General features: G+C 41.0%; 18 protein-coding genes and 1 pseudogene. 10 read left to right on the forward strand and 9 right to left on the reverse strand.

What is annotated here, in order from left to right:
* From PDL71_RS03525 to PDL71_RS03545, 5 genes and pseudogenes are all read left to right on the forward strand, one after another.
* On the forward strand, positions 1-2,826 hold the full coding sequence (locus tag PDL71_RS03525) for a two-component regulator propeller domain-containing protein (RefSeq protein ID WP_407525414.1): 2,826 nt from the start codon (positions 1-3) through the stop codon (positions 2,824-2,826).
* Entirely contained in the window at positions 2,823-3,590 is a 768-nt protein-coding gene (locus tag PDL71_RS03530; protein ID WP_407525417.1) for a LytR/AlgR family response regulator transcription factor, read from the forward strand. Before PDL71_RS03525 ends, PDL71_RS03530 begins: the two co-directional genes overlap by 4 nt.
* 91 nt (positions 3,591-3,681) lie before the next feature.
* Entirely contained in the window at positions 3,682-4,059 is a 378-nt protein-coding gene (locus tag PDL71_RS03535) for a hypothetical protein (RefSeq protein ID WP_407525419.1), read from the forward strand.
* Between the two features lie 340 nt (positions 4,060-4,399).
* A pseudogene (gene metH, locus PDL71_RS03540) lies at positions 4,400-8,180 on the forward strand (methionine synthase).
* A 53-nt stretch (positions 8,181-8,233) separates the two neighbouring features.
* Entirely contained in the window at positions 8,234-9,112 is an 879-nt protein-coding gene (locus PDL71_RS03545) for a lysophospholipid acyltransferase family protein (RefSeq protein ID WP_407525421.1), read from the forward strand.
* A 33-nt stretch (positions 9,113-9,145) separates the two neighbouring features.
* On the opposite strand, the gene PDL71_RS03550 is transcribed toward PDL71_RS03545, so the two are convergent.
* The 4 genes from PDL71_RS03550 to PDL71_RS03565 all read right to left on the reverse strand — a co-directional run bounded on the left by PDL71_RS03550 (position 9,146) and on the right by PDL71_RS03565 (position 12,281).
* Positions 9,146-10,552 (reverse strand): rhodanese-like domain-containing protein, encoded by a 1,407-nt coding sequence (locus PDL71_RS03550; protein ID WP_407525423.1) that lies wholly within the window; start codon positions 10,550-10,552, stop codon positions 9,146-9,148.
* A gap of 73 nt (positions 10,553-10,625) precedes the next feature.
* Positions 10,626-10,946 carry an ArsR/SmtB family transcription factor gene (locus PDL71_RS03555; RefSeq protein WP_407525426.1) on the reverse strand — a complete coding sequence of 107 codons (321 nt, stop codon included), beginning with the start codon at positions 10,944-10,946 and terminating at the stop codon, positions 10,626-10,628.
* 26 nt (positions 10,947-10,972) lie between these two features.
* A complete protein-coding gene (tsaB, locus tag PDL71_RS03560) occupies positions 10,973-11,656 on the reverse strand; it encodes a tRNA (adenosine(37)-N6)-threonylcarbamoyltransferase complex dimerization subunit type 1 TsaB (protein WP_407525429.1) in 684 nt (227 codons plus the stop codon).
* Positions 11,646-12,281, reverse strand: a complete 636-nt coding sequence (locus PDL71_RS03565; protein ID WP_407525432.1) for a 3-hydroxyacyl-CoA dehydrogenase family protein — start codon at positions 12,279-12,281, stop codon at positions 11,646-11,648. Before PDL71_RS03565 ends, tsaB begins: the two co-directional genes overlap by 11 nt.
* 105 nt (positions 12,282-12,386) lie before the next feature.
* Between PDL71_RS03565 and PDL71_RS03570 the strand changes: the two genes are divergently transcribed.
* Positions 12,387-12,767, forward strand: coding sequence for a RidA family protein (locus PDL71_RS03570; protein WP_407525435.1), 381 nt, complete (start codon positions 12,387-12,389; stop codon positions 12,765-12,767).
* Between the two features lie 54 nt (positions 12,768-12,821).
* On the opposite strand, the gene PDL71_RS03575 is transcribed toward PDL71_RS03570, so the two are convergent.
* From PDL71_RS03575 to PDL71_RS03590, 4 genes are all read right to left on the reverse strand, one after another.
* Entirely contained in the window at positions 12,822-13,175 is a 354-nt protein-coding gene (locus PDL71_RS03575; RefSeq protein WP_407525438.1) for a T9SS type A sorting domain-containing protein, read from the reverse strand.
* Positions 13,176-13,284: 109 nt separating this feature from the next.
* Positions 13,285-14,832, reverse strand: coding sequence for a ribonuclease E/G (locus tag PDL71_RS03580; protein WP_407525441.1), 1,548 nt, complete (start codon positions 14,830-14,832; stop codon positions 13,285-13,287).
* 346 nt (positions 14,833-15,178) lie between these two features.
* Positions 15,179-16,057, reverse strand: coding sequence for a tetratricopeptide repeat protein (locus tag PDL71_RS03585; protein WP_407525444.1), 879 nt, complete (start codon positions 16,055-16,057; stop codon positions 15,179-15,181).
* Positions 16,058-16,121: 64 nt separating this feature from the next.
* Positions 16,122-16,412: an HU family DNA-binding protein gene (locus PDL71_RS03590; protein ID WP_407525446.1), complete on the reverse strand. Its 291-nt coding sequence runs from the start codon at positions 16,410-16,412 to the stop codon at positions 16,122-16,124.
* Positions 16,413-16,632: 220 nt separating this feature from the next.
* On the opposite strand from PDL71_RS03590, the gene mutY reads away from it, so the two are divergent.
* The 4 genes from mutY (at position 16,633) to PDL71_RS03610 (ending at position 20,220) form a co-directional block, all read left to right on the forward strand.
* On the forward strand, positions 16,633-17,682 hold the full coding sequence (gene mutY, locus PDL71_RS03595; RefSeq protein WP_407525449.1) for an A/G-specific adenine glycosylase: 1,050 nt from the start codon (positions 16,633-16,635) through the stop codon (positions 17,680-17,682).
* 116 nt (positions 17,683-17,798) lie between these two features.
* Positions 17,799-18,230, forward strand: a complete 432-nt coding sequence (locus tag PDL71_RS03600) for a single-stranded DNA-binding protein (RefSeq protein WP_407525452.1) — start codon at positions 17,799-17,801, stop codon at positions 18,228-18,230.
* Positions 18,231-18,286: 56 nt separating this feature from the next.
* Positions 18,287-19,630, forward strand: coding sequence for a gliding motility-associated protein GldE (gldE, locus tag PDL71_RS03605; protein WP_407525455.1), 1,344 nt, complete (start codon positions 18,287-18,289; stop codon positions 19,628-19,630).
* A 2-nt stretch (positions 19,631-19,632) separates the two neighbouring features.
* Positions 19,633-20,220 (forward strand): hypothetical protein, encoded by a 588-nt coding sequence (locus PDL71_RS03610; protein ID WP_407525458.1) that lies wholly within the window; start codon positions 19,633-19,635, stop codon positions 20,218-20,220.
* A 314-nt stretch (positions 20,221-20,534) separates the two neighbouring features.
* On the opposite strand, the gene PDL71_RS03615 is transcribed toward PDL71_RS03610, so the two are convergent.
* Positions 20,535-20,891: a c-type cytochrome gene (locus PDL71_RS03615; protein ID WP_407525461.1), complete on the reverse strand. Its 357-nt coding sequence runs from the start codon at positions 20,889-20,891 to the stop codon at positions 20,535-20,537.
* Between the last annotated feature and the right edge of the window lie 67 nt (positions 20,892-20,958).

Here is a 20,958-nt window from a genome sequence, read left to right on the forward strand (position 1 = left end):
ATGCGGTCTTTTTGTTTATATATATTCCTGCTTCTTGCTGCAGGTAAAACGGCAGCACAGCAAAACATTGCATCTGCTGAGGTACCTGTTACAGGTAAGTCTTCCTGTTTTCTTTTTTCTTCCAAAGGTTTTTTTTACACCGCTACTTCAGAAGGATTGTTTTTGTTTGATGGAATGGCTATGATTCCGCTTTCAAAAAAAACAGACAGTCTTCCTTTGATTACGGCACTTGGTGAAAACAGTAAAGGTGAATTATGGATCGGGTGCACTAATGGTGCTGTTTACAGTTTTATCAACAATAAACTCAACCGTTGGCAACCAACGGAAGGGTTGCCCAAAGCAGTGATCAGCAGTATTGCGTTTGATGCACAGAATAACTTATGGCTGGGCACAAAAGGTGAAGGTGTTTATGTTTATTATCAAACGCATCTTTATAATATCAATACGGATGATGGGCTGAGTGATAATTATGTATATCAATTGCAGTTTCAGAAAAGCCAAATGATTGCTGCTACTGATAAAGGCATCAGTCTTTGCCGCTTTGATGGCAAACGAAAACAGGTAAAAACTTTTACAGCAGCCGATGGGCTTCCGGATAATATTGTTCAATCTGTTTCATTTGACAGAACCAACCAAAATATTGTTTGGCTGGCTTTTGAAAACGGATGTGCAGGAATGTTTGATCTTAATACGCATCAATATGTAAGTACTTACTGTGGAGAGCTGCCGGTAAAACAAATCCTGGCACTGGAGCAAGAAGTGTGGCTGGCCGGCAATGAAGCGGTGATTGTACTTAACCGCACAGGTATGCAGGTGAAAAACAAAATGACTGCTTCTGGTTTACTGCAAATGGCTGCCGATGCAGAAGCCAACATCTGGCTGCTTCAAAATACATCACTCAAAAGAACTATTGGTGAACAGGTAGAAACGGTGATAACACTAGAACCCGGAGAAGCAGAATCAGTACATGATTTAATTGTTAGCAAAACGGGCAGGTACTGGGTTACCACAAAAAGCGGAGTGGCTTTTTATGAAAACGGGGCCAAAGGATTTGTAAAGAGGAATATTACTTTGCCACTGCACCAAAATTCAGAAGTAACCTGTTTGCACGAAGATGCAGATGGTATGATTTGGGTAGGTACCATGGGCGATGGTATTTTTATGATTAACGAAAGCAACGGGCAGGTACAGCATTTAAATGAAGCTGCAGATCTGCAAAAGGCCAGCATACTATCCATTACGGGTAATAATCATCATCTCTGGATTACTTCGCTGGAAGGGGTATGGCGTATTACAACTGCTGATAAATCATTGGAACGTTTTAATACAACTTCCGTTACAGGGTCAGCATACATATACTATGTGCTCGAAGACAGGAAGGGTCGTGTTTGGTTTGCAACAGATGGAAAGGGGTTAACACTCTGGGAAAACGGTACTTACAAAACCTTTCGTGAAAAAGAAGGGTTGAATGCAAAAGTTATTTATTCACTGGCTGAAGATAAAAACGGAATCATCTGGTGTAATACACTTAACAATGGTATTTACAAGTTTGATGGAAAAACATTTAAGCATTTCGGCTTAAACGAAGGATTAACGGATCTGAGTATATCATCTGTTACGGCTGATGCAGATGGAAATATTTTCTGTGTAGCAGCCACCGGTTGTTTTATTATTGATGCGGTGGGAGATGTAGTGATACCCTTAAACAATGCTGTTGCAAACGGTACACTCAATACCAATCTCAACAGCAATTTTGCATCAGCTAACGGAAGGTTATTTCATGCAGGCAATCTTATCTACAACTGGCGCAAACCTAAATATCAAACCGTTGTACAACCGCAAACAAGAATACTGGGTGTTTCATTGTTTCTTGATGAACTGCAGGACAACCGCAACCGTTTTTCTTACAGCGAAAACAATCTTTCTTTCCGCTTTACAGGATTTTATTATTCTAACCCTGCTGCTGTTTCCTATCAATACAAGCTGGAAGGTTATAACCAGGAATGGCAAACAACTAAAGACGGGTTTGTAAATTTTCCCAAGCTGGTACATGGCACCTATCGTTTCAGAGTCCGTTCTTCGGCCAACGGTAGTTTTCTGAATGCTGATGAAGCAGTGTACACCTTCACCATCAATAAGCCTTTTTGGAAACAATGGTGGTTTCTTTTGCTCAGTATTGGTACGGTTACCGCTGTTATCATTTCCATTATTAAGATCCGTGAAAAGGAATTGCAGAAAATGCAGCAATTGCAAACGGAAAAACTGCAGAGCCAGTATGAAACACTTAAAAACCAGGTGAATCCCCATTTTCTCTTTAACAGTTTTAATACGTTGCTTACAATCATTGAAGATAATCCATCAAAAGCATCAGCTTATGTAGAACATCTGAGTGATTTCTACAGGAGCATTGTCAACCTGCGTGAAAAGGATTTAATACCCATGCAGGAGGAATTCAGGATTATTGAGCATTATTTCTTTATCCAGAAAAAAAGATTTGGTGATGCACTTCGTTACCATAACAGCATCAGCGAAGAGATAAAAGCGAACTTCCAGTTGCCGCCGCTCAGTTTGCAGATGCTGGCAGAAAATGCCATTAAGCACAATGTAGTGTCCAGGGAAGATCCGCTTACTTTATCCTTCGCCATTGAACAGGATTACCTGGTGGTAAGCAATAACCTTAACCCTAAGTTGCAACAGGAAAAAAGCGAAGGATTGGGTTTGCAGAATATCAAAAACAGGTTTCAATTAATTGCTTCAAGAGAAGTGTTGGTTGAAAAAAATGATACACACTTTATTGTAAAACTTCCTTTAATTAAATCAACATGATCAGAATCCTGATGCTGGAAGATGAAGAACCTGCAGCAAAACGTTTGCAGAAACTCCTCAAAGAAACCGGTGAAGAAACGGAAGTGCTTGCGGTGCTGGATAGTATTGCTGCGGCACGTAAATGGCTGCAACAAAACCCGCCGCCTGACCTGATGCTGGTAGATATTCACCTGGCTGATGGCAACAGTCTTCAGCTGTTTAAGGAAATGAGTATTCCGAGCCCGCTCATTTTTACAACTGCCTATGATGAGTATGCCCTGCAGGCATTTAAACTAAACAGTATTGATTACCTGCTTAAGCCGGTGAAAAAAGAAGAACTGTACCAGGCACTGGATAAATTCAAGCGTCAGAAATCAAAAGAGCAGCCGGCTTTAAATATTACCAAACTGCTGGAAGCAATGCAGCAGCCGGCAGCAGATCGTTACAGGGATCGTTTTGTGATCCGTTATGGCGAGCATATTAAAACCATTGAAACAAAAGATGCCGCCTATTTTTATACAGAAGCAAGGGCAAATTTTATGGTTACTGCAGACGGCAAGCGTTTTGTAATTGATTTTAACCTCGATCAACTGGAGCAGATGCTCAACCCTAAATTATTTTTCCGTATTAACCGTCAGTTTATTGTGGCCCTGCAGGCAATTGATGAAATGACTGCATGGACCAAAGCACGGGTACTTATAAAACTCAAACCACCCAGCAAACATGAAACCATTGTGAGCACAGAACGTTCGCCGGAGTTTAAAAAATGGCTCGCAGGTGAATAATCCCTTATCAACACTCTTTTTTTCTGTTTCAGTAAAATGCAATTGTTGTTACAGGATTCTTTACAGAACTTTGCCTTATAAATTGAAATGTATGCGTTTTCTTTTCCTGTTCTTTATTGGTATCACATTGTTTTCCTGTTCTAACAAAAAAGAAGATAATCCTTCTGTAAACATTAAAGAGGGCACCTGGCGTGTTGCTTATTATTGGGATCAAAAAGATGAAACAGCCAATTTTACAGGTTATGCACTGATGTTTGGTGATGGTGGTGTGTTAATGGCTCATAAAGGAGCAGCAATGATCAGCGGTACCTGGAGCGAAACAAGTTCAAAAATCATCATCAACTTTACAGATCCTGTACTGAGCGAATTAAACAATGATTGGCTGATTGTTGAAAAAACACCTTCTTGCATTAAGCTTAAAGATGATAACCCGGCGCAGGACGATCAGCTGCACCTGGCAAAGAATTAAACCTTTTATTCCCCTATAGATCAAGGGCTGCACACTTGGAGGTGCAGCCTTTTTCATTTACATTTGCTGTGCATTTGGCGGATTTGTTTATTGTTCGGCCATAAAAACCCTGAGCGGAGTCGAAGGGTTTTTGAAAGTTTCGAGCGAAGTCGAGAAACGTACAGAACTAATAAACGTCAACAAAACTCTTACAGGGTTTCACCAGCGTTTATAGGTTTGTTCTCCACTTTTTTGGTAGTAGTGCTGCTGTTCAACTGCTGCATTTAATTCGAAACGTTTCAGTATTTCAATTCGCCAATGTTTAATATAACACTTTGTGTTTTGTGGTTAAATTATTTTTATGAGTAACATTAGAAAAGAACTGGAAAAACGTATCCTCATCATTGATGGAGCTATGGGCACCATGATTCAGCGGCATAAGCCTACAGAAGCTACTTACCGTGGTGAACGGTTTAAAGACTGGCCCATGGATGTTAAGAATAACAGTGATATTCTCAATCTCACCCAACCACAAATTATTGAAGGTATCCACAAACAATATCTTGAAGCCGGGGCAGATATCATTGAAACCAACACATTTGCGGGCACTGCCATTGCACAGGAAGATTTTAAGCTGGAAGAATATGTATATGAAATCAATGTAGCAGGTGCAAAAATTGCAAGAAAAGCGGCGGATGAGTTCACAGCAAAAGATCCTTCTAAACCAAGATTTGTAGCAGGCGCTATCGGTCCTTTAAACAGAACACTCAGTCTTTCACCTGACGTTAATAATCCCGGCTATCGTGCCGTTACATGGGACCAGGTGGTGAAAGCTTATTACGAACAGGTGCAGGGTTTGGCAGATGGTGGTGTGGATTTATTTTTGATTGAAACCATTTTTGATACGCTTAATGCCAAGGCTGCCATTTTTGCCATCAAAAAATATTATCATGATACGGGCAAGGAAGAATTGCCCATTATGATCAGTGGTACTATTACAGATGCCAGTGGCAGAACCTTGAGCGGACAAACATTGGAAGCGTTTTATATTTCTGTAATGCATGCCCGGCCATTAAGTGTTGGGTTGAATTGTGCATTGGGTGCAAAAGAAATGCGTCCGCATATTGAAGAGTTATCGCAAATAGCTTCCTGTTATGTAAGTGCTTATCCTAATGCGGGCCTGCCCAATGCAATGGGTGAGTATGATGAACGTCCTGAAGATACCGGTCATTACCTGGAAGAGTGGGCAAAAGAAGGATGGGTGAACATTGTAGGTGGATGTTGCGGAACCACACCGGATCATATAAAACACATTGCGGAGCATGTAAAAAATCTTGCGCCAAGAACACTTCCTGTAGTGGAAGCAATATTGTGATCAATAGAATTTGATTGCTGCTTATTGATGTAAAAACAAAACCATGTCAGTTATTAAACCATACTCAAGATTTTCAGGATTAGAGCCGCTCATCATTCGCCCGGAAACCAACTTTGTGAATGTGGGCGAACGTACCAATGTTACGGGCAGTAAAAAATTTGCACGTCTCATCAAAGAAAACAAATACGAAGAGGCATTAAGTGTGGCCCGCCAGCAGGTAGAAAATGGAGCACAGATCATTGATGTAAACATGGATGATGCTTTGCTTGATGGAGTACAGGCCATGGTTACTTTTTTAAACCTGTTGCAGAGTGAACCGGATATTGCAAAAATTCCGGTGATGATTGATTCTTCCAAATTTGAAATCATTGAAGCCGGTTTAAAATGTGTACAGGGTAAATGCATTGTGAACTCCATTTCCATGAAGGAAGGTGAGGATAAATTTATTGAGCAGGCCATCATCTGTAAAATGTTTGGTGCTGCAGTAGTAGTGATGGCTTTTGATGAAGTGGGGCAGGCTGATACCAAACAACGCAAAGTAGAAATCTGCCACCGTGCTTATAAGATCTTAACAGAGCAGGTAGGCTTTGATCCGCAGGATATCATCTTTGATCCCAACATTTTTGCAGTGGCAACAGGATTGGAAGAACACAATAATTATGGTGTTGATTTTATTGAAGCTACCAGAGAGATCAAGCAATTGATGCCCTTGGTAAAAGTGAGTGGTGGTGTAAGTAATCTTTCCTTTTCGTTTCGTGGTAATGATCATGTAAGGGAAGCCATGCACAGTGTATTTCTGTATCACGCTATTAAAGCAGGTATGGATATGGGTATTGTAAACGCAGGCCAGTTAGTGGTGTATGATGAAATTGAACCGGAACTTCGTACGCTTTGTGAAGATGTGATACTCAATCGTAACAATGATGATAATGGTGCAACTGAAAAACTCATTGCTTTTGCAGAAACGGTGAAAGCCAAAGGAAAAGAAGAAAAGAAAGATGATGCATGGCGAAATACACCTGTAGAGGAACGTTTAAAGCATTCGCTGGTTAATGGTATTACAGAGTTTATTGAAGTTGATACAGAAGAAGCAAGGCAGAAATATCCCCGTCCGCTGGATGTGATTGAAGGTCCGCTCATGAATGGAATGAATGTAGTGGGTGATTTATTTGGCGCCGGTAAAATGTTTTTACCGCAGGTGGTGAAAAGTGCAAGGGTGATGAAGAAAAGTGTGGCGGTATTAACACCTTTTATTGAACAGGAAAAAGAAGACCGTAAGAATGCACATATTGCTGCCGGAACTACCAATGAAGAAGCAGCAGGTGCTGCAAAAATTTTGCTGGCTACTGTAAAAGGCGATGTACATGATATCGGTAAAAATATTGTGGGCGTGGTACTAGGCTGTAATGGCTATGAAATTAAAGACCTTGGTGTGATGGTATCTGCAGATAAAATTCTGGATGAAGCAGAAAAGTTTGGCGCTGATATCATCGGCCTCAGCGGATTGATTACACCATCGCTGGATGAAATGGTGCATGTGGCGCATGAAATGAAACGCAGAGGTATGAAACAACCACTCCTTATTGGTGGTGCCACTACTTCACGCATGCATACGGCTGTAAAAATTGCTCCGCAATATGACAATGGTGTGATTCATGTACTGGATGCAAGCCGCAGTGTAACTGTAGCTGGAAGCTTGCTGAATAAAGAGCAGAAAGATGAATTTTTATCAGGCGTTAAAACAGAGTATCAAAAACTCAAGCAGGATTTTGAAAATAAGAAGCCGGTTAAAGAATATCTCAGTTTTGCAAAAGCACAGGAAAATAAAGTGAAAATTGATTGGAACAACTATCAACCGGTGGTTCCTTCTTTTACAGGCGCTAAACAGTTTGATGGTTATGATGTAAGTGAAATAAGAAAGTATATTGACTGGCAGCCTTTCTTTATTGCATGGGAACTGCACGGAAAGTTTCCGGCTATTTTGAGTGATGCTGTTGTGGGTACTGAAGCTACAAAGTTGTACAACGATGCCAATGCATTGCTTGATAAAATTATTGCAGAGCAATGGCTTAAAGCAAAAGGAACAATCGGTTTCTGGCCGGCAAACAGCGATGGCAAAGATGCTGTTGCCTTGTTGAATGAAAAAGCCGGGCCTGATGAAGTGGTGCAGTTGCAATTCCTTCGTCAGCAAATTAAAAAAACAGAAGGCCAACCTAATCTTTCATTAGCTGATTTTATTGCACCTGCCGGGGCTGATGTGCAGGATTATATCGGTGCCTTTTCTGTAACCATTCATGGTGTTGATCATTATGTGAAACAGTTTGAAGCAGCGCATGATGATTATAATAAAATCATGTTGCAGGCTTTGGCAGATCGTTTGGCAGAAGCTTTTGCTGAACTAATGCACGAACGTGTACGCAAAGAGTTCTGGGGTTATGCAAAGAGTGAACAACTGAGCAATGAAGAATTGATCAAAGAACAATATACAGGCATTCGTCCGGCGCCGGGTTATCCTGCCTGTCCGGATCATACAGAGAAATACAAGTTGTTTGAATTACTTGGTGGTGAAGAAGCAACAGGCATTCATTTAACAGAATCATTGGCCATGTATCCTGCGTCCAGCGTATGCGGCTGGTACTTTGCTCATCCTGAAAGCAAATATTTTGGTGTGGGTAAAATTGAAAAAGATCAATTGGCTGATTATGCGCAGCGCAAAGGTATGAGCCAGGAAGAAGCAACGAAATGGTTACGGCCGATTCTTGAGTAAGGGAACACAGTCTCAGCATATAGCATCTCGCTTTCACCTGTTATCTTTGCTGCATGTATTATCTCGTGTATGGATTTATCCGGCTGTTATCGCTATTGCCTTTGCAGGTACTTTATTGGATCGGCGATTTTATTTACCTCATCGTTTTTTATGGTGCCGGTTACCGGAAAAAAATTGTGATCGGCAACCTGCAGCGTGCCTTTCCTGAAAAATCACCGGCTGAAATCAACAAGATAGCCCGCAGATTTTATCACAACTTTATTGACAGTATGATGGAGATGATCAAGCTGTTTTCTGCCAATCAATCTTTTATTGAAAAGCATGTACAGTTTGATGATTCACTTCTTAACGGCCCCTTTTTACAGGACAAAGCCTTCCAGATACATGCCTTACATCAATTTAACTGGGAGTATATGAACCTGGCGTTAGCAGTAAAAATGAAACAGCCTTTGTTAGCTGTTTATATGCCGTTGAGTTCATCTATTATGGAGCGTATGTTTTATAAAATGCGTTCAAAATTCGGGACGATTTTATTGCCTGCAACGGATATGAAAAACCGTTTTACTGCATGGAGACAAAAACCTCACGGGCTGGTGCTGGTGGCTGATCAGAATCCCGGGCATCCCAATAATTCGTTCTGGCTTCCTTTCTTTAATCAACTCACTCCTTTTGTAAAAGGACCGGAGCGTTATGCAATACAGAAAGCCTGCCCCGTAGTGTTAATTAATACCCGCATTATTAAAAGAGGATACTATCAGTTAAATAGTGAATTGCTTACAGAAGATGCATCACAGTTACAACCGGGAGAGCTTACAAAGCTTTATGTAAAACGTATGACTGAAATTATTGAGGAGCAACCTGAAAACTGGCTCTGGAGCCACAAACGCTGGAAGCATCAATGGAAGCCTGAATATGGTGCACCATTACAATAAAAAAAGCCCCGCAACAGCGGGGCTTTTTTATAATTAGTTCAATACGCTTTTTTCTTTTTCAATTTCAATCTTCTGTTCTTTAATCTTGCCCCAGCCGCCTAAAACATTTCGCAGGTTATGAAAACCCTGGCGTTTTAATAAGGAAGATGCAATCACACTCCGGTAACCGCCTGCACAGTGTACATACAAATTATCGCTGTCTTCAATATTTGCCATTAAAGCAGGATCAGTCATTTCACTCAGTGGTAAGTTGACGGCATCTTTTACATGCCCGTCTGCATATTCTGTTTCTTTCCGCACATCCACTACGATCAGGTTCTCATCATGCGGAATATCCATGGCCAGTTCATCAGCTTCCACATCAATAATCATATCAATTTTTTCACCGGCATTTTTCCATGCATCATAACCACCCTCTAAATAACCGGCAACTTTATCAAACCCAACTCTGGCTAAACGAACAATGCTTTCCTGTTCTTTGCCTTCTTCACACACTAACAGAATGTTTTCGTCAAAAGATAACAAGGCACCTGCCCATTCAGCAAACCTTCCTTCCAAACCTATGCTGATGCTGCCGGGAACAAAACCCTGTGTAAAAACACTGGCATTGCGTGTGTCTAAAACAAATGTTTTGTCTTTCTGCATCTCTTTCTTAAATGTTTCAACACTCAGCGCTTTCAAGCCTTTTTGTAGCACTTCATCCAGTGCTTCATATCCTTCCTTGTTAATTTTTACATTAACAGGAAAATATTTAGGTGGTGCTGCAAGTCCGTCTGTTACTGCTTTAATGAATGCTTCTTTTGTTTGTGGTTGTAATGCATAATTGGTTTGCTTTTGCTCACCAATGGTACTGAAGGTTTCTTTACCTAAACTTTTACCACAACTGCTGCCGGGGCCATGTGCCGGATATACAATTACATCATCAGCCAGCGGCATCATTTTTTTCTGTAAAGAGTCATACATCATGCCTGCCAGTTCGCTCATTGTAATATCACCACCTTGTGCAAGATCCGGACGTCCTACATCACCTACAAACAATGTATCACCAGTGAAGATGCAATGATCTTTCCCGTTTTCATCCTTCAGCAAAAAGCAACTGCTTTCCAGTGTGTGGCCCGGAGTATGTAATACTTCAAGGGTGAGATGACCGATCTGAAAACGTTCGCCATCTTTTGCAATATGCACGGGGAGATTGGTTACAGTGTCAGGGCCATATACAATGGGGGCACCTGTTTGTTTACTCAAATCCAAATGGCCACTCACAAAATCTGCATGAAAATGTGTTTCAAAAATGTACTTAATGGTGGCATTTCTTTCTTTTGCCATCTGCATGTACACTTCTACATCACGAAGGGGGTCTATAATGGCACACTCGCCATTGCTTTCAATGTAGTAAGCCGCCTCACTGATACAGTTGGTATATAATTGTTCAATATACATTGCCTCAAATTTGTGCAAAGTTAAGCGAAACCATTTATCAGGGTTGTTTTGCGCCGGAGGTGTAACAGTTGTGTTACAGGAGCACCTCTATCACCTGCTGAACCTGCAGTAAACGTTGAGGATTAATGCTGTAACGAACCAGTTTGCCTTCCCGTTTAGTTTTTACAAACCCAGCCCGGCGCAATACGGCTAAATGTTGTGAGGCTACTGCCTGTTCCAGGAAAAGACCCGTAAATATTTCAGTAACTGTGAGGGAATTTTTTTCAAGCAGCAGTTTAAGTATCTGCTGACGCAGTTTATGATTGACTGCCCTTAAGATAATGGCTGATTTTTTTATGGCAAGCGCATCAGGAAGCTCCGCAGGGTTGTTTTGTATCGGGTTACTTTCAGTCATGGGAACGGTAAAATTAATCCATTAGCTTAATTTTTAGAAGTGCTGTGAAAGTCTTTTCCATAAAAGGGAGCTGCGTAAGCAAGATAGGCAAAATCCTTTTGCTGAAATTTTGTAAATGCCGCTACAACCATATCTGCTGCGGACCAGTTTGCATTTAAAAACCTGGCATTGCTGTGAGAGCAAAGCGTTTTCCATTTTTCAGCTCCGTTGCCAAAGAAATAAAGGATCTGCTCCTGCAGTAATTCATTGAAGCTGTCTGTTTGCAAAATACATGCATGAGGTTCTTTTACTGTTTGAATTGATTGGGTATAAAGAGCCGTAAAGACTTCCATTCGTCTTGCGTCAATCATAGGGGCCAATAAAAATGAATCATTGGCAGAGAGTTGCTGTAAAGCTGCCACACACATCACTTCAGTAGTGGGCAATGTAATAAGCGGAATGTTTAAACCGAAACACAACCCTTTTGCCGATGCCATTCCTACACGCAGACCTGTATATGATCCAGGGCCGGAAGTAACAGCAACAGCATTTAGTTGCGATGCTTTGATATTCGTTTCATGCAACAGTTGTTCAATGGCGGGTTGCAGAAAGGCAGCATGATCCCTTGGTTGGTCACTTGATTTAATACCCAGCACACGGGAACCGGCAGTAAGTGCAACTGATGCACTCTGCACAGAGGTATCTATACAAAGTAGGTAATTACTGCTCATGTACTTTTTGTTTTAAAAGCGGAGCAGGTTGATAACGTGGCTCTGTGGCTGAAAGTTTATCCAGCAATTGATAAACATTTTTAATACCAATCTTAGAGGCCCAATCAAATGGTCCGTAAGGATAATTAGTACCCAACTTCATGGCTGTATCAATTTCTGAAGGAGCTGATACTTCTTCCCCACAGGCGAAGTATGCTTCATTAATTATTGCAGCAAGAATCCGGGCGGAAACAAAACCTGGTTCATCTTTTGTACGTTGAAATGAAATCCGCCATTGGTGTAACAGGGATTCAATAATAGAAAGACCGGCATCAGTTACTGACAGTTCAAGGATGTTTTTTTGATCAAGTGTTGGCCAGTTGTTGAAGCGTGCAATTGGTTCTTCGTGAATGCTGAATTCACTTAAAGCAGAAAGTACCGACGCAATAAAAACAGGCTTACCGCTTTCTTTGTAAAGATGAATATGCTGCGGATGCTGTTCAAAAAGTAAATCAATGCAAACATCTGCTGCTGTTAATAAAGCAGGCGAAGGCTCTTTTTCAACAATAACCTGTACTCCCTCAAATGGAAGAGGTTTGCCCCACAGTTCAGCAGGAAGTTGATCGTTGATAAGAAGTACTATCATGGCTGCAAAAATAAAGGAATAGACCAGACCAGTAAGGTTTACCGGGCGGAAAGCCGTGGCCGCAAACCTTATAAGTTTTAACGATAAAAAAATTATGTTTGCACCATGGAAAAGAAAATCATCAATACCGGCAATGCACCTTCACCCATCGGGCCTTACAGCCAGGCTGTAGCAGCAGGAAACTTTTTGTTTTTATCAGGGCAGGTTTGCTTTGATCCTGCAACAGGTCAATTAAATAATGCAGATATACCAACCGAAACACACCAGGTGATGCATAATTTAAAAGCGGTGCTGCAGGAAGCAGGTTTTAGTTTTGCCAACGTTGTAAAGACCACCATCTTCTTGAGTGATATGGCCTATTTTGGAGAAGTAAATGAAGTGTATGGTAAATATTTTGAAGGAGATTTTCCTGCGAGGGAAACAGTAGCCGTAAAAACTTTACCCCGCAATGTGAATGTAGAGATCAGCATGATTGCTGCTAAATAATAGTAATCTTTGCGAAAAGAAATAGCCCCGCAAGTGCGGGGCTATTTCATGAAATCAGTTTTTCCGTAGCCGTAGTGTTCCTGTTTCATTTCCGTTATTCCAGCTTACAAAATACACACCGGCCTGTAGTTGGCTGATGTTGAGTATAGTTTGAACCGTTTGTGGTTTTATATCAGTTTTCATAACCAACTTGCCATTGATATCTGTAATCGTAAGTTGTACACCTTTTTTACTTACCGAAGGATGTGTAACAAACAGCCAGTTGCTCGATGGGTTGGGATAAACTTTAAGCTTTCCGGATATATCAATAATAGCGGCTGCGGCGGCACTGCTATCAACCTGATTCGCCTGGGCTGATGCAAAGCAGGCAACAAAACAAAATGCTATTGAGAGAATAATGGATTTCATTGCTCCAGCAAACGTATTATATGCAGAATAAATTGTTTATCTGTTGTTACAAATCTTAAAAAATACTTGTAAATAAAAGAGCCTGCTATTGTAACAGGCTCTTTTATTTTCAGAGTTTTATTTCTTCATCATGGTCGTCAAAGAAATGATATTCTGTTAAATGATAGCTGGAGTTGGCTCTTACTTTGATTTTTTGTTTGTACTTCCAGCTCCATTTCATGCGTTTGGACGGGAATCCTTTTTTAAGATAGGCTTCCATAATCGGGTGCACATCCACTGTAAGCTTATTGTGCTTTTGCATGATGAGATAACTGAGGTTCTTTTCAATTTCATCTTCCAGTATAAGTGCAGATGATACTTTTCCGGTACCGTCACAACTGGGGCATACTTCCTGCGTATTGATGTTTACTTCCGGCTTCATACGCTGGCGGGTAATCTGCATCAAGCCAAATTTGGAAATAGGAAGAATGGCATGCTTGGCACGGTCAATCTTCATAAACTCTTCCATGGCTTCTGCAAGCTTCCGTTTATTTTCAGGAAGCTTCATGTCAATAAAATCAACAACGATAATGCCGCCGATATCACGCAAACGAAGCTGTCTCGCAATTTCTTCTGCAGCTTCCAGGTTGGTTTGCATGGCATTTTCTTCCTGGTTGGTACTTACACTTTTATAACCGCTATTCACGTCAATTACATGCAATGCTTCTGTATGTTCTACAATGAGATAGGCACCACTGGCAAGATTGACAGTTTTGCCAAAGGCTGCTTTCACCTGTTTGGTAATACCAAAGCTGTCGAAAATGGAAGACCCGTTTTGATAGAAACTTACGATATCAACTTTATCGGGTGCAATTTTTTGTATATAGCTGCGGGCATCGTTATAAATGTTTTTGTCATTCACAACAATGCGGTTAAAATCAGCATTGAGAAGATCCCTGAGGATGCTCGTGGTTTTATCCTGTTCACCTAATATTTTAGCAGGGGCAGTGGCGTTTTTGAGATTTTTTTGAATGGCTTGCCAGGTGGCTACGAGGTTGTTTAAATCTTCATGAAGCTCTGAAGTGTTTTTGCCTTCAGCTGCTGTACGCACAATGACACCAAAGTTTTTGGGCTTGATGGCCTCAACAATTTTCTGAAGACGTTTTCTTTCTTCGCCGGAATGAATTTTACGGGATACAGCAACAATGTCATTAAAAGGGGTAATCACCACAAAACGGCCGGGGAGTGATAGCTCACAACTTAAACGGGGACCTTTTGCAGCGATTGGTTCTTTCAGAATTTGTACCAGGATGTTGGGCTTACCGTTCAATACTTCGCCGATTTTTCCTGTTTTTACAATTTCAGCTTCGTTTTGAAATTTCCCGAAATCCTGGATACCCTCGCTTTTATCCTGTATGGAGTGACTGGTAAACTTAAGCAGAGAGCGTATGTACGGACTTAAATCGGTATAGTGTAAAAATCCATCTTTTTCAAAGCCCACATCTACAAATGCAGCATTCATACCCGGTACCAGTTTTTTTACTTTACCCAGGTATAAATCGCCCACCGTAAAACTGGCATCATGACTTTCCTGATGCAGCTCTACCAGTTTTTTATTTTCTAAAAGGGCTATTTCCACCCCGGTAGGGGCAGCATTAATGATCAGTTCCTTGTTCACAAATTGTGTTGTTAAATTGAACCATCTTACCTCACCTGATCAGGAAGGAATAAACTGATAACAGCATTGTTTAATACAAGCAACGTACAACGAATCGCTGTATCAGTGGCGGTACGCTCCAAGGGGGAAAGAGTCCTGCCTGAAACAAGCAGGACTCCGTATCAAAAAAGAAGTTTATTTGTTCTTCTTCTTATGACGGTTCTTTCTCAAGCGTTTCTTACGTTTGTGCGTAGCAATTTTATGACGCTTTCTCTTTTTTCCGCAAGGCATACAAATAAGATTTACGTTCGTTAAATAATGTTGTTTTCTATAATGAATTTCACCGTAACTGTCTGTAAGGGAACAGTTATAATGATTTTACATGCTGTTCAATCTGCTTCACCATTTCCGGGTTCGGCTTCATTTTTCCTGATTGCTCCTGGCGTTTAATCGACTGAAGCAACTGTTGATACCATTTTTTCGCTGCTGCTTTATCCCCTGTTCTTTCATTGATGTCTGCCAATCTAAGCAATACCTCCAGGTTATCAGGTTCTAATTCTGCTACCTTGGTAAAGCGTTCGATCGCTTTGGGCCATTGACCACTTACAGCGGAACCCACACCCAGCATGTATTGTGCAAAGGCATTATCAGGATTCTTTTCGGCCACTTCACGAATCAAACCGATTCCCTTCATGGGAGGTTCATTGTCAGCAGCGCCAAAAAAGTACGTACTGCCGAGGCCAACCTTGGTAGAATCATTTGCCGGGTTTAACTCCAGCGCTTTTTCAAACAGCTCTTTTGCTTCCTTAGCCATCCAGACTTTAAGAGGTTCTTCCTCTACTTTCTGGAGCTCTGCTAACAGCAAATGGGCAGCAAAGGTGAGGTTTTTCTCCGAACTTTCCAACTCAGCAGCTTCTCCCATGTACTTTACATAGGGAACAAAGGCTCCAATACTGTCCATCCAAAAACGGGAAAGTGTTTTATAGGTTTGTATTTGCTGGTCTTTTACATTGCCCCGCACTACAGCGTTTTCCCACTGGGTTACTTTTTCTAACTGAAGCGGGGTAAGTCTTTTCTTGGCCAAACCAAGCATGGTGGGGAAATCGAGGCCTTGTGCCCCGGAATTCTGAACCGCCGGTGCAGTATGGTTATGACCGGAGTGATCTGCTACTGTGCGGCCGAAAAAGAACAAAAGAAAAACCGCAAGAACTGCGGTTGAAATGAATATTGTTTGTTGCCTGCTCACCTTACTTTATAATTAAGGCGCAAAGCTACGCTACAAACAGCAATAAAAGGAAGTTTAAGAAGCTTTAAGTTCCGCTTCTTTGCTTTTTAACATCAGCCACAAACTCTTTGGCCGGCTTAAAAGCAGGAATATAATGTTCCGGGATGTGCACGGCAGTATTTCGCTTGATATTACGGCCAATTTTTGCAGCTCTTTTTTTAGTGATGAAACTGCCGAAACCCCTGATATAGATATTCTGGCCTGATGAAAGTGATTCCTTTACCTCTTTAAACATTGTTTCCAATGTTACCAATACATCTACTTTAGGAATGCCTGTTTTCTCTGAAATCTGGTTAACCAAGTCTGCCTTTCTCATGAATTTGATTTTTAAGGATGAGCCATCAACACAGTAGCAAGGCCATAAAGATGCAGAAAAATATTGGTCCCTGCAAATCTATTTTTGGATAACCCATTGATAATGAGACAGCAGCACGAAATTCTTTTCAGTTGATATATTTGCCGGTAAACTTTGAACAAATTCTTTCTTTTCTCCAATTATGTTAAATAGTGATACAAAGTATTTTCAACAAAAGCTGATGCACTGGCATCGGCACCACAACCATCGTGCATTGCCATGGAAAGGAGAGAAAGATGTATATCGTATCTGGCTGAGTGAAATCATTCTTCAGCAAACAAGAGCGGAGCAGGGATGGAAATATTACGAGCGTTTTGTAAAAGAGTTCCCGACTGTTCAACAACTGGCTGTAGCACCTCTTGAAGAAGTTTACAAATTATGGGAAGGGCTGGGTTATTACACCAGGTGCAGAAACCTCCACGCAACTGCCCGTTATATTGTAGACGAATTAGATGGTCATTTTCCTGATTCTTATGAAGGTTTATTAAAATTGAAAGGTGTTGGTCCTTATACAGCTGCTGCCATTGCTTCCTTTGGATTTAATTTACCGCATGCTGTAGTAGATGGCAATGTCTTCAGGGTGTTAAGCCGGTTTTTTGGTGAGGAAGAGCCGATTGATTCCACTAAAGGGAAAAAACTCTTTGAATCCATTGCCAGTACCTGTCTGGATAATGATGCGCCTGCTCTTTACAACCAGGCCATCATGGATTTTGGCGCCACAGTGTGTAAACCGGAGCAACCACTTTGTACATCCTGCGTATTTAAGCGAAAATGCGTGGCGTTGAAGCAGAACATGGTGCAGCAATTGCCGGTAAAAGAAAAACAGGTGAAACAGCGGCAACGATGGTTTGTTTTCTATGTGTTGAATTACAAGAACAAATTTGCAGTGATGCAGCGTACACAAAAAGATGTTTGGCAGCACCTGTACCAGTTTCCGCTAACCGAATTTGATTCGGAAAAGCAATGGAAACTTTCATTAAAAGATAAAAAAGTAACAGAGCACCCCGGGTTTTTAAAAGCTTCTTCAATTCAATTTAAAGGACAAAGCAAACCTGTTGTTCAAAAGCTGTCACACCAAACTATACATGCAGTTGCTGTTATGGGTGTTCTCAATTCTTCTTTAAAACATCTCCCCGGGTTAGAATGGCATTCAAAAACTGAATTAAAGAAATTGCCTTTTCCTCAAATCATACATCAGTTATTTAAAGGGCATTTGCTGGATGCTTTTTAGACCGGCTCCTGTTCCATCGTTAAAAAAAACTTTGATTATTTGACGGGTGCCTGAAAAAATGTAACTTGGGAGAGAACAGCACCTTTGTGCCAGATTCCTTATCTAAATTTAATTTTATGAGAGGCGTTAACCGTGTTATGCTCATCGGTAACCTTGGAAAGGATCCCGATATTCAACAACTGGAGGGCAATATAGCAGTAGCAAAATTTCCGTTAGCCACAACTGAAACTTTTAAAGACCGCACCGGTAAACTGGTGAGTCAAACAGAATGGCATACTGTAGTATTATGGCGGGGACTTGCAGAACTGGCGCAAAAATACCTGCACAAGGGCAGTCTTGTTTATATTGAAGGACGTTTAAAAACAAGAAGCTGGGAAGATAAAGAAGGAGTAAAAAAATTTATGACAGAGGTAATTGGCGATAACCTGATTATGCTGGATAAACGTACAGATGGTGCCGGTAAAACTGATGCTGCTGATCATCATGCACCGGGTTATCCGGATGATTTACCTCCTATCGGGGAGCCCAGCGGTGATTTACCCTTTTAAAAAGGTGGTTTACAACCCTTATTTTTGCCTGCCTGTTCGTTATCAAAATCAATGGCGTGGATCTTATAACAGAAACCATTCATAGTTGGCTCTTTATTAAACCGGTTTTTTTGGCTGCCAGCCAGGGACTTCCTGTACTGGTAGTGTTATTCCTTGTTCTGTTGTTTTTTTCTTTTATTGTAAGCGGTGCCGAAGTAGCTTTCTTCTCTCTTAAATACAAAGATCTTAACATGCTCAAAACCAAAAATGATGATGGGGCGAGACATGTGGTGAACTTGTTAGAGGGGCCTAAAGTGCTGATGGGTACCTTAATCAGCGCCAATACATTTTTCAACCTCGGCATCATTTTTATATCCAACTTTCTCATTGATGAGCTGCTGGATCTGGATCATAATTTTTTCCTGGCTGAATTCCTGGTGAAAGCACTGGGTATTACTATTCTGCTGTTACTTTTTTGTGAAATACTGCCCAAGGTTTGGGCATCGCACAACAATCTTTTTTTTGCATTAAGAGCGGGGTGGTTTATTGATTCAGTTGTTTATCCGCTGTTTCGTTCTGTGGGTCAATGGATGGCGGAGTATTCTGACGGAATTGAAAAACGTTTGACCAAGTACCAATCTACTTCTTTAAAAGCAGATGAACTGGATTATGCCATTGACCTGATGAGTGAAGATGAAGCGACTGTAGAAGAAAAGAAAATTCTCAAGGGCATTCAAAAATTCAGCAACATAACGGTAAAGCAGGTAATGCGTAGCCGGCTGGATGTAAGTGGTATTGAATACAACTCCGGTTTTCATGCTGTTATAAAAAAAATTGAAGAGCTGCATTACAGCCGTTTACCGGTGTACAGGCAAACACTGGATGAAGTGGCCGGTATTTTGCAAACAAAAGATTTACTGCAGCATATTGATGAGCCGGATAATTTTAATTGGCATCAGTTTATGCGTACGCCTTTTTTTGTACCTGAACAGAAATTGATTGATGATCTGCTCAAAGAATTTCAGCAAAAGAAAATTCATTTTGCAGTTGTAGTGGATGAGTTTGGTGGTACCAGCGGAATTGTGACCATGGAAGATATCCTGGAAGAAATTATTGGTGAAATTAAAGATGAGTTTGATGAAGAGGATACCATCAATAAAAAAATTGACGACTACAATTATGTATTTGAAGGTAAAACCATGATTCATGATGTATGCAAAGTGATGAACCTGCCGCTTGATACATTTGATCAAGTACGTGGCGAAAGTGAATCATTAGCAGGGCTTGTACTGGAACTTGCAGAAAGATTACCTAAAGTAAATGAAGTGAAAGAATCGGGTGATTTCTTGTTTACAGTTCTGGAAGTAAGTCGTAACCGCATTGAAAAAGTGAAAGTAACCATTAAACCGCTTGCTGAATAATTATGAAGCTTCTCAACTCTTATCTTTTATTGCTTATTGTTTTTCTGTTTTCCTGTAACTCAGCACCGGTTCCCAAGCCAAAAGGATATTTTAAAATTGACTTCCCTGAAAAAAAATACGTGTTATTTGATCAGCCTGGTTATCCGTACACATTTGAATACCCGGCTTATGGAAAAGTTGTAAAAGACAGTACCTTCTTTGATGATGAACCCGAAAATGATTACTGGATCAATATTGATTTCCCGGGTTTTGATGGCAGATTGCACATGAGTTATAAAATTATTGGCCCTAACCAGTTTAACAGGCTGGTAGAAGATGCTTTTAAGATGACCAGTAAGCATACATTAAAAGCAACCTCCATTGATGAACTCCCGGTGAAAGGCGGGCCCGGCGTTACAGGATTTGTTTTTGATGTGGGAGGTAACGCTGCTACCGGCAAACAGTTTTTTGTAACAGATAGCCTGCGTCATTTTTTAAGAGGCGCTTTGTATTTCAATTCCACTCCCAACTACGATTCTATTCAACCCGTTGAACAGTTCCTGTATAAGGATATGCAACACCTCATTCAAACTCTGCGCTGGCGTAATTAACAAACCTTTTCTTTAACCGGGTACAGGTAGCCCTCAGAACCCTGTAAGGGTTACCGCTTAAATCTTTTTTTTGTTGTGCTTGCTTTTTGGCCGGTTTTAATAGCTGCCCTACTTTAGATAAAGAATCCAATACCAATGAAGTTTGACCGAGAATCAAACAGTAAAAAATCCAAAAATCCTGACGAAAAGCCGTCGAAATCCTGAAAACCGAAGAAAAATCTGAAATCCGTTCTATTGAAACCTTTTACCAATGAACCGGAAAAGATTGAGCCCCGCAACTGCGGGGCTTTTTTTATGTAAATGATATCCGGAAATTAATTATTTGGTGCGCCGCAATCAATCCAACTGATGAGGTCAGCTTTGTCAGCTGCAGAAAGTGTGGCACCCTGCGGCATAGTACCTGCCTGTACTGCAGCTCTTATATTACTGCGCCGGTTAAAGATCTGGCTGTGATTGGTGAGTGGTCCGCCACTGTTGGTACTGCCTGCTCCGTGGCAACCAGCAGTGAAAGCACAATTGGTTTGTACAATAGCGGATACTCTTGAGGCAAAACTTATACTGCAATTAGGTGGATTGTTCGGCGGATTGTTTCCGCCGTCATCGCTGCTTTTTTTACACGCTGTGTATAAAACTACAGCAATCAACAGGCTGAGAATAAGTTTCCGGTTCATGTATTTAAGTTTTTCGGTTAAAACTTGTGTTTAAGAATGTTTCAACAATTTAAGCAGAAACGTGATT

Source organism: Lacibacter sp. MH-610 (assembly GCF_045780045.1).
In the GTDB taxonomy this organism is placed as follows: Bacteria; Bacteroidota; Bacteroidia; order Chitinophagales; family Chitinophagaceae; genus Lacibacter.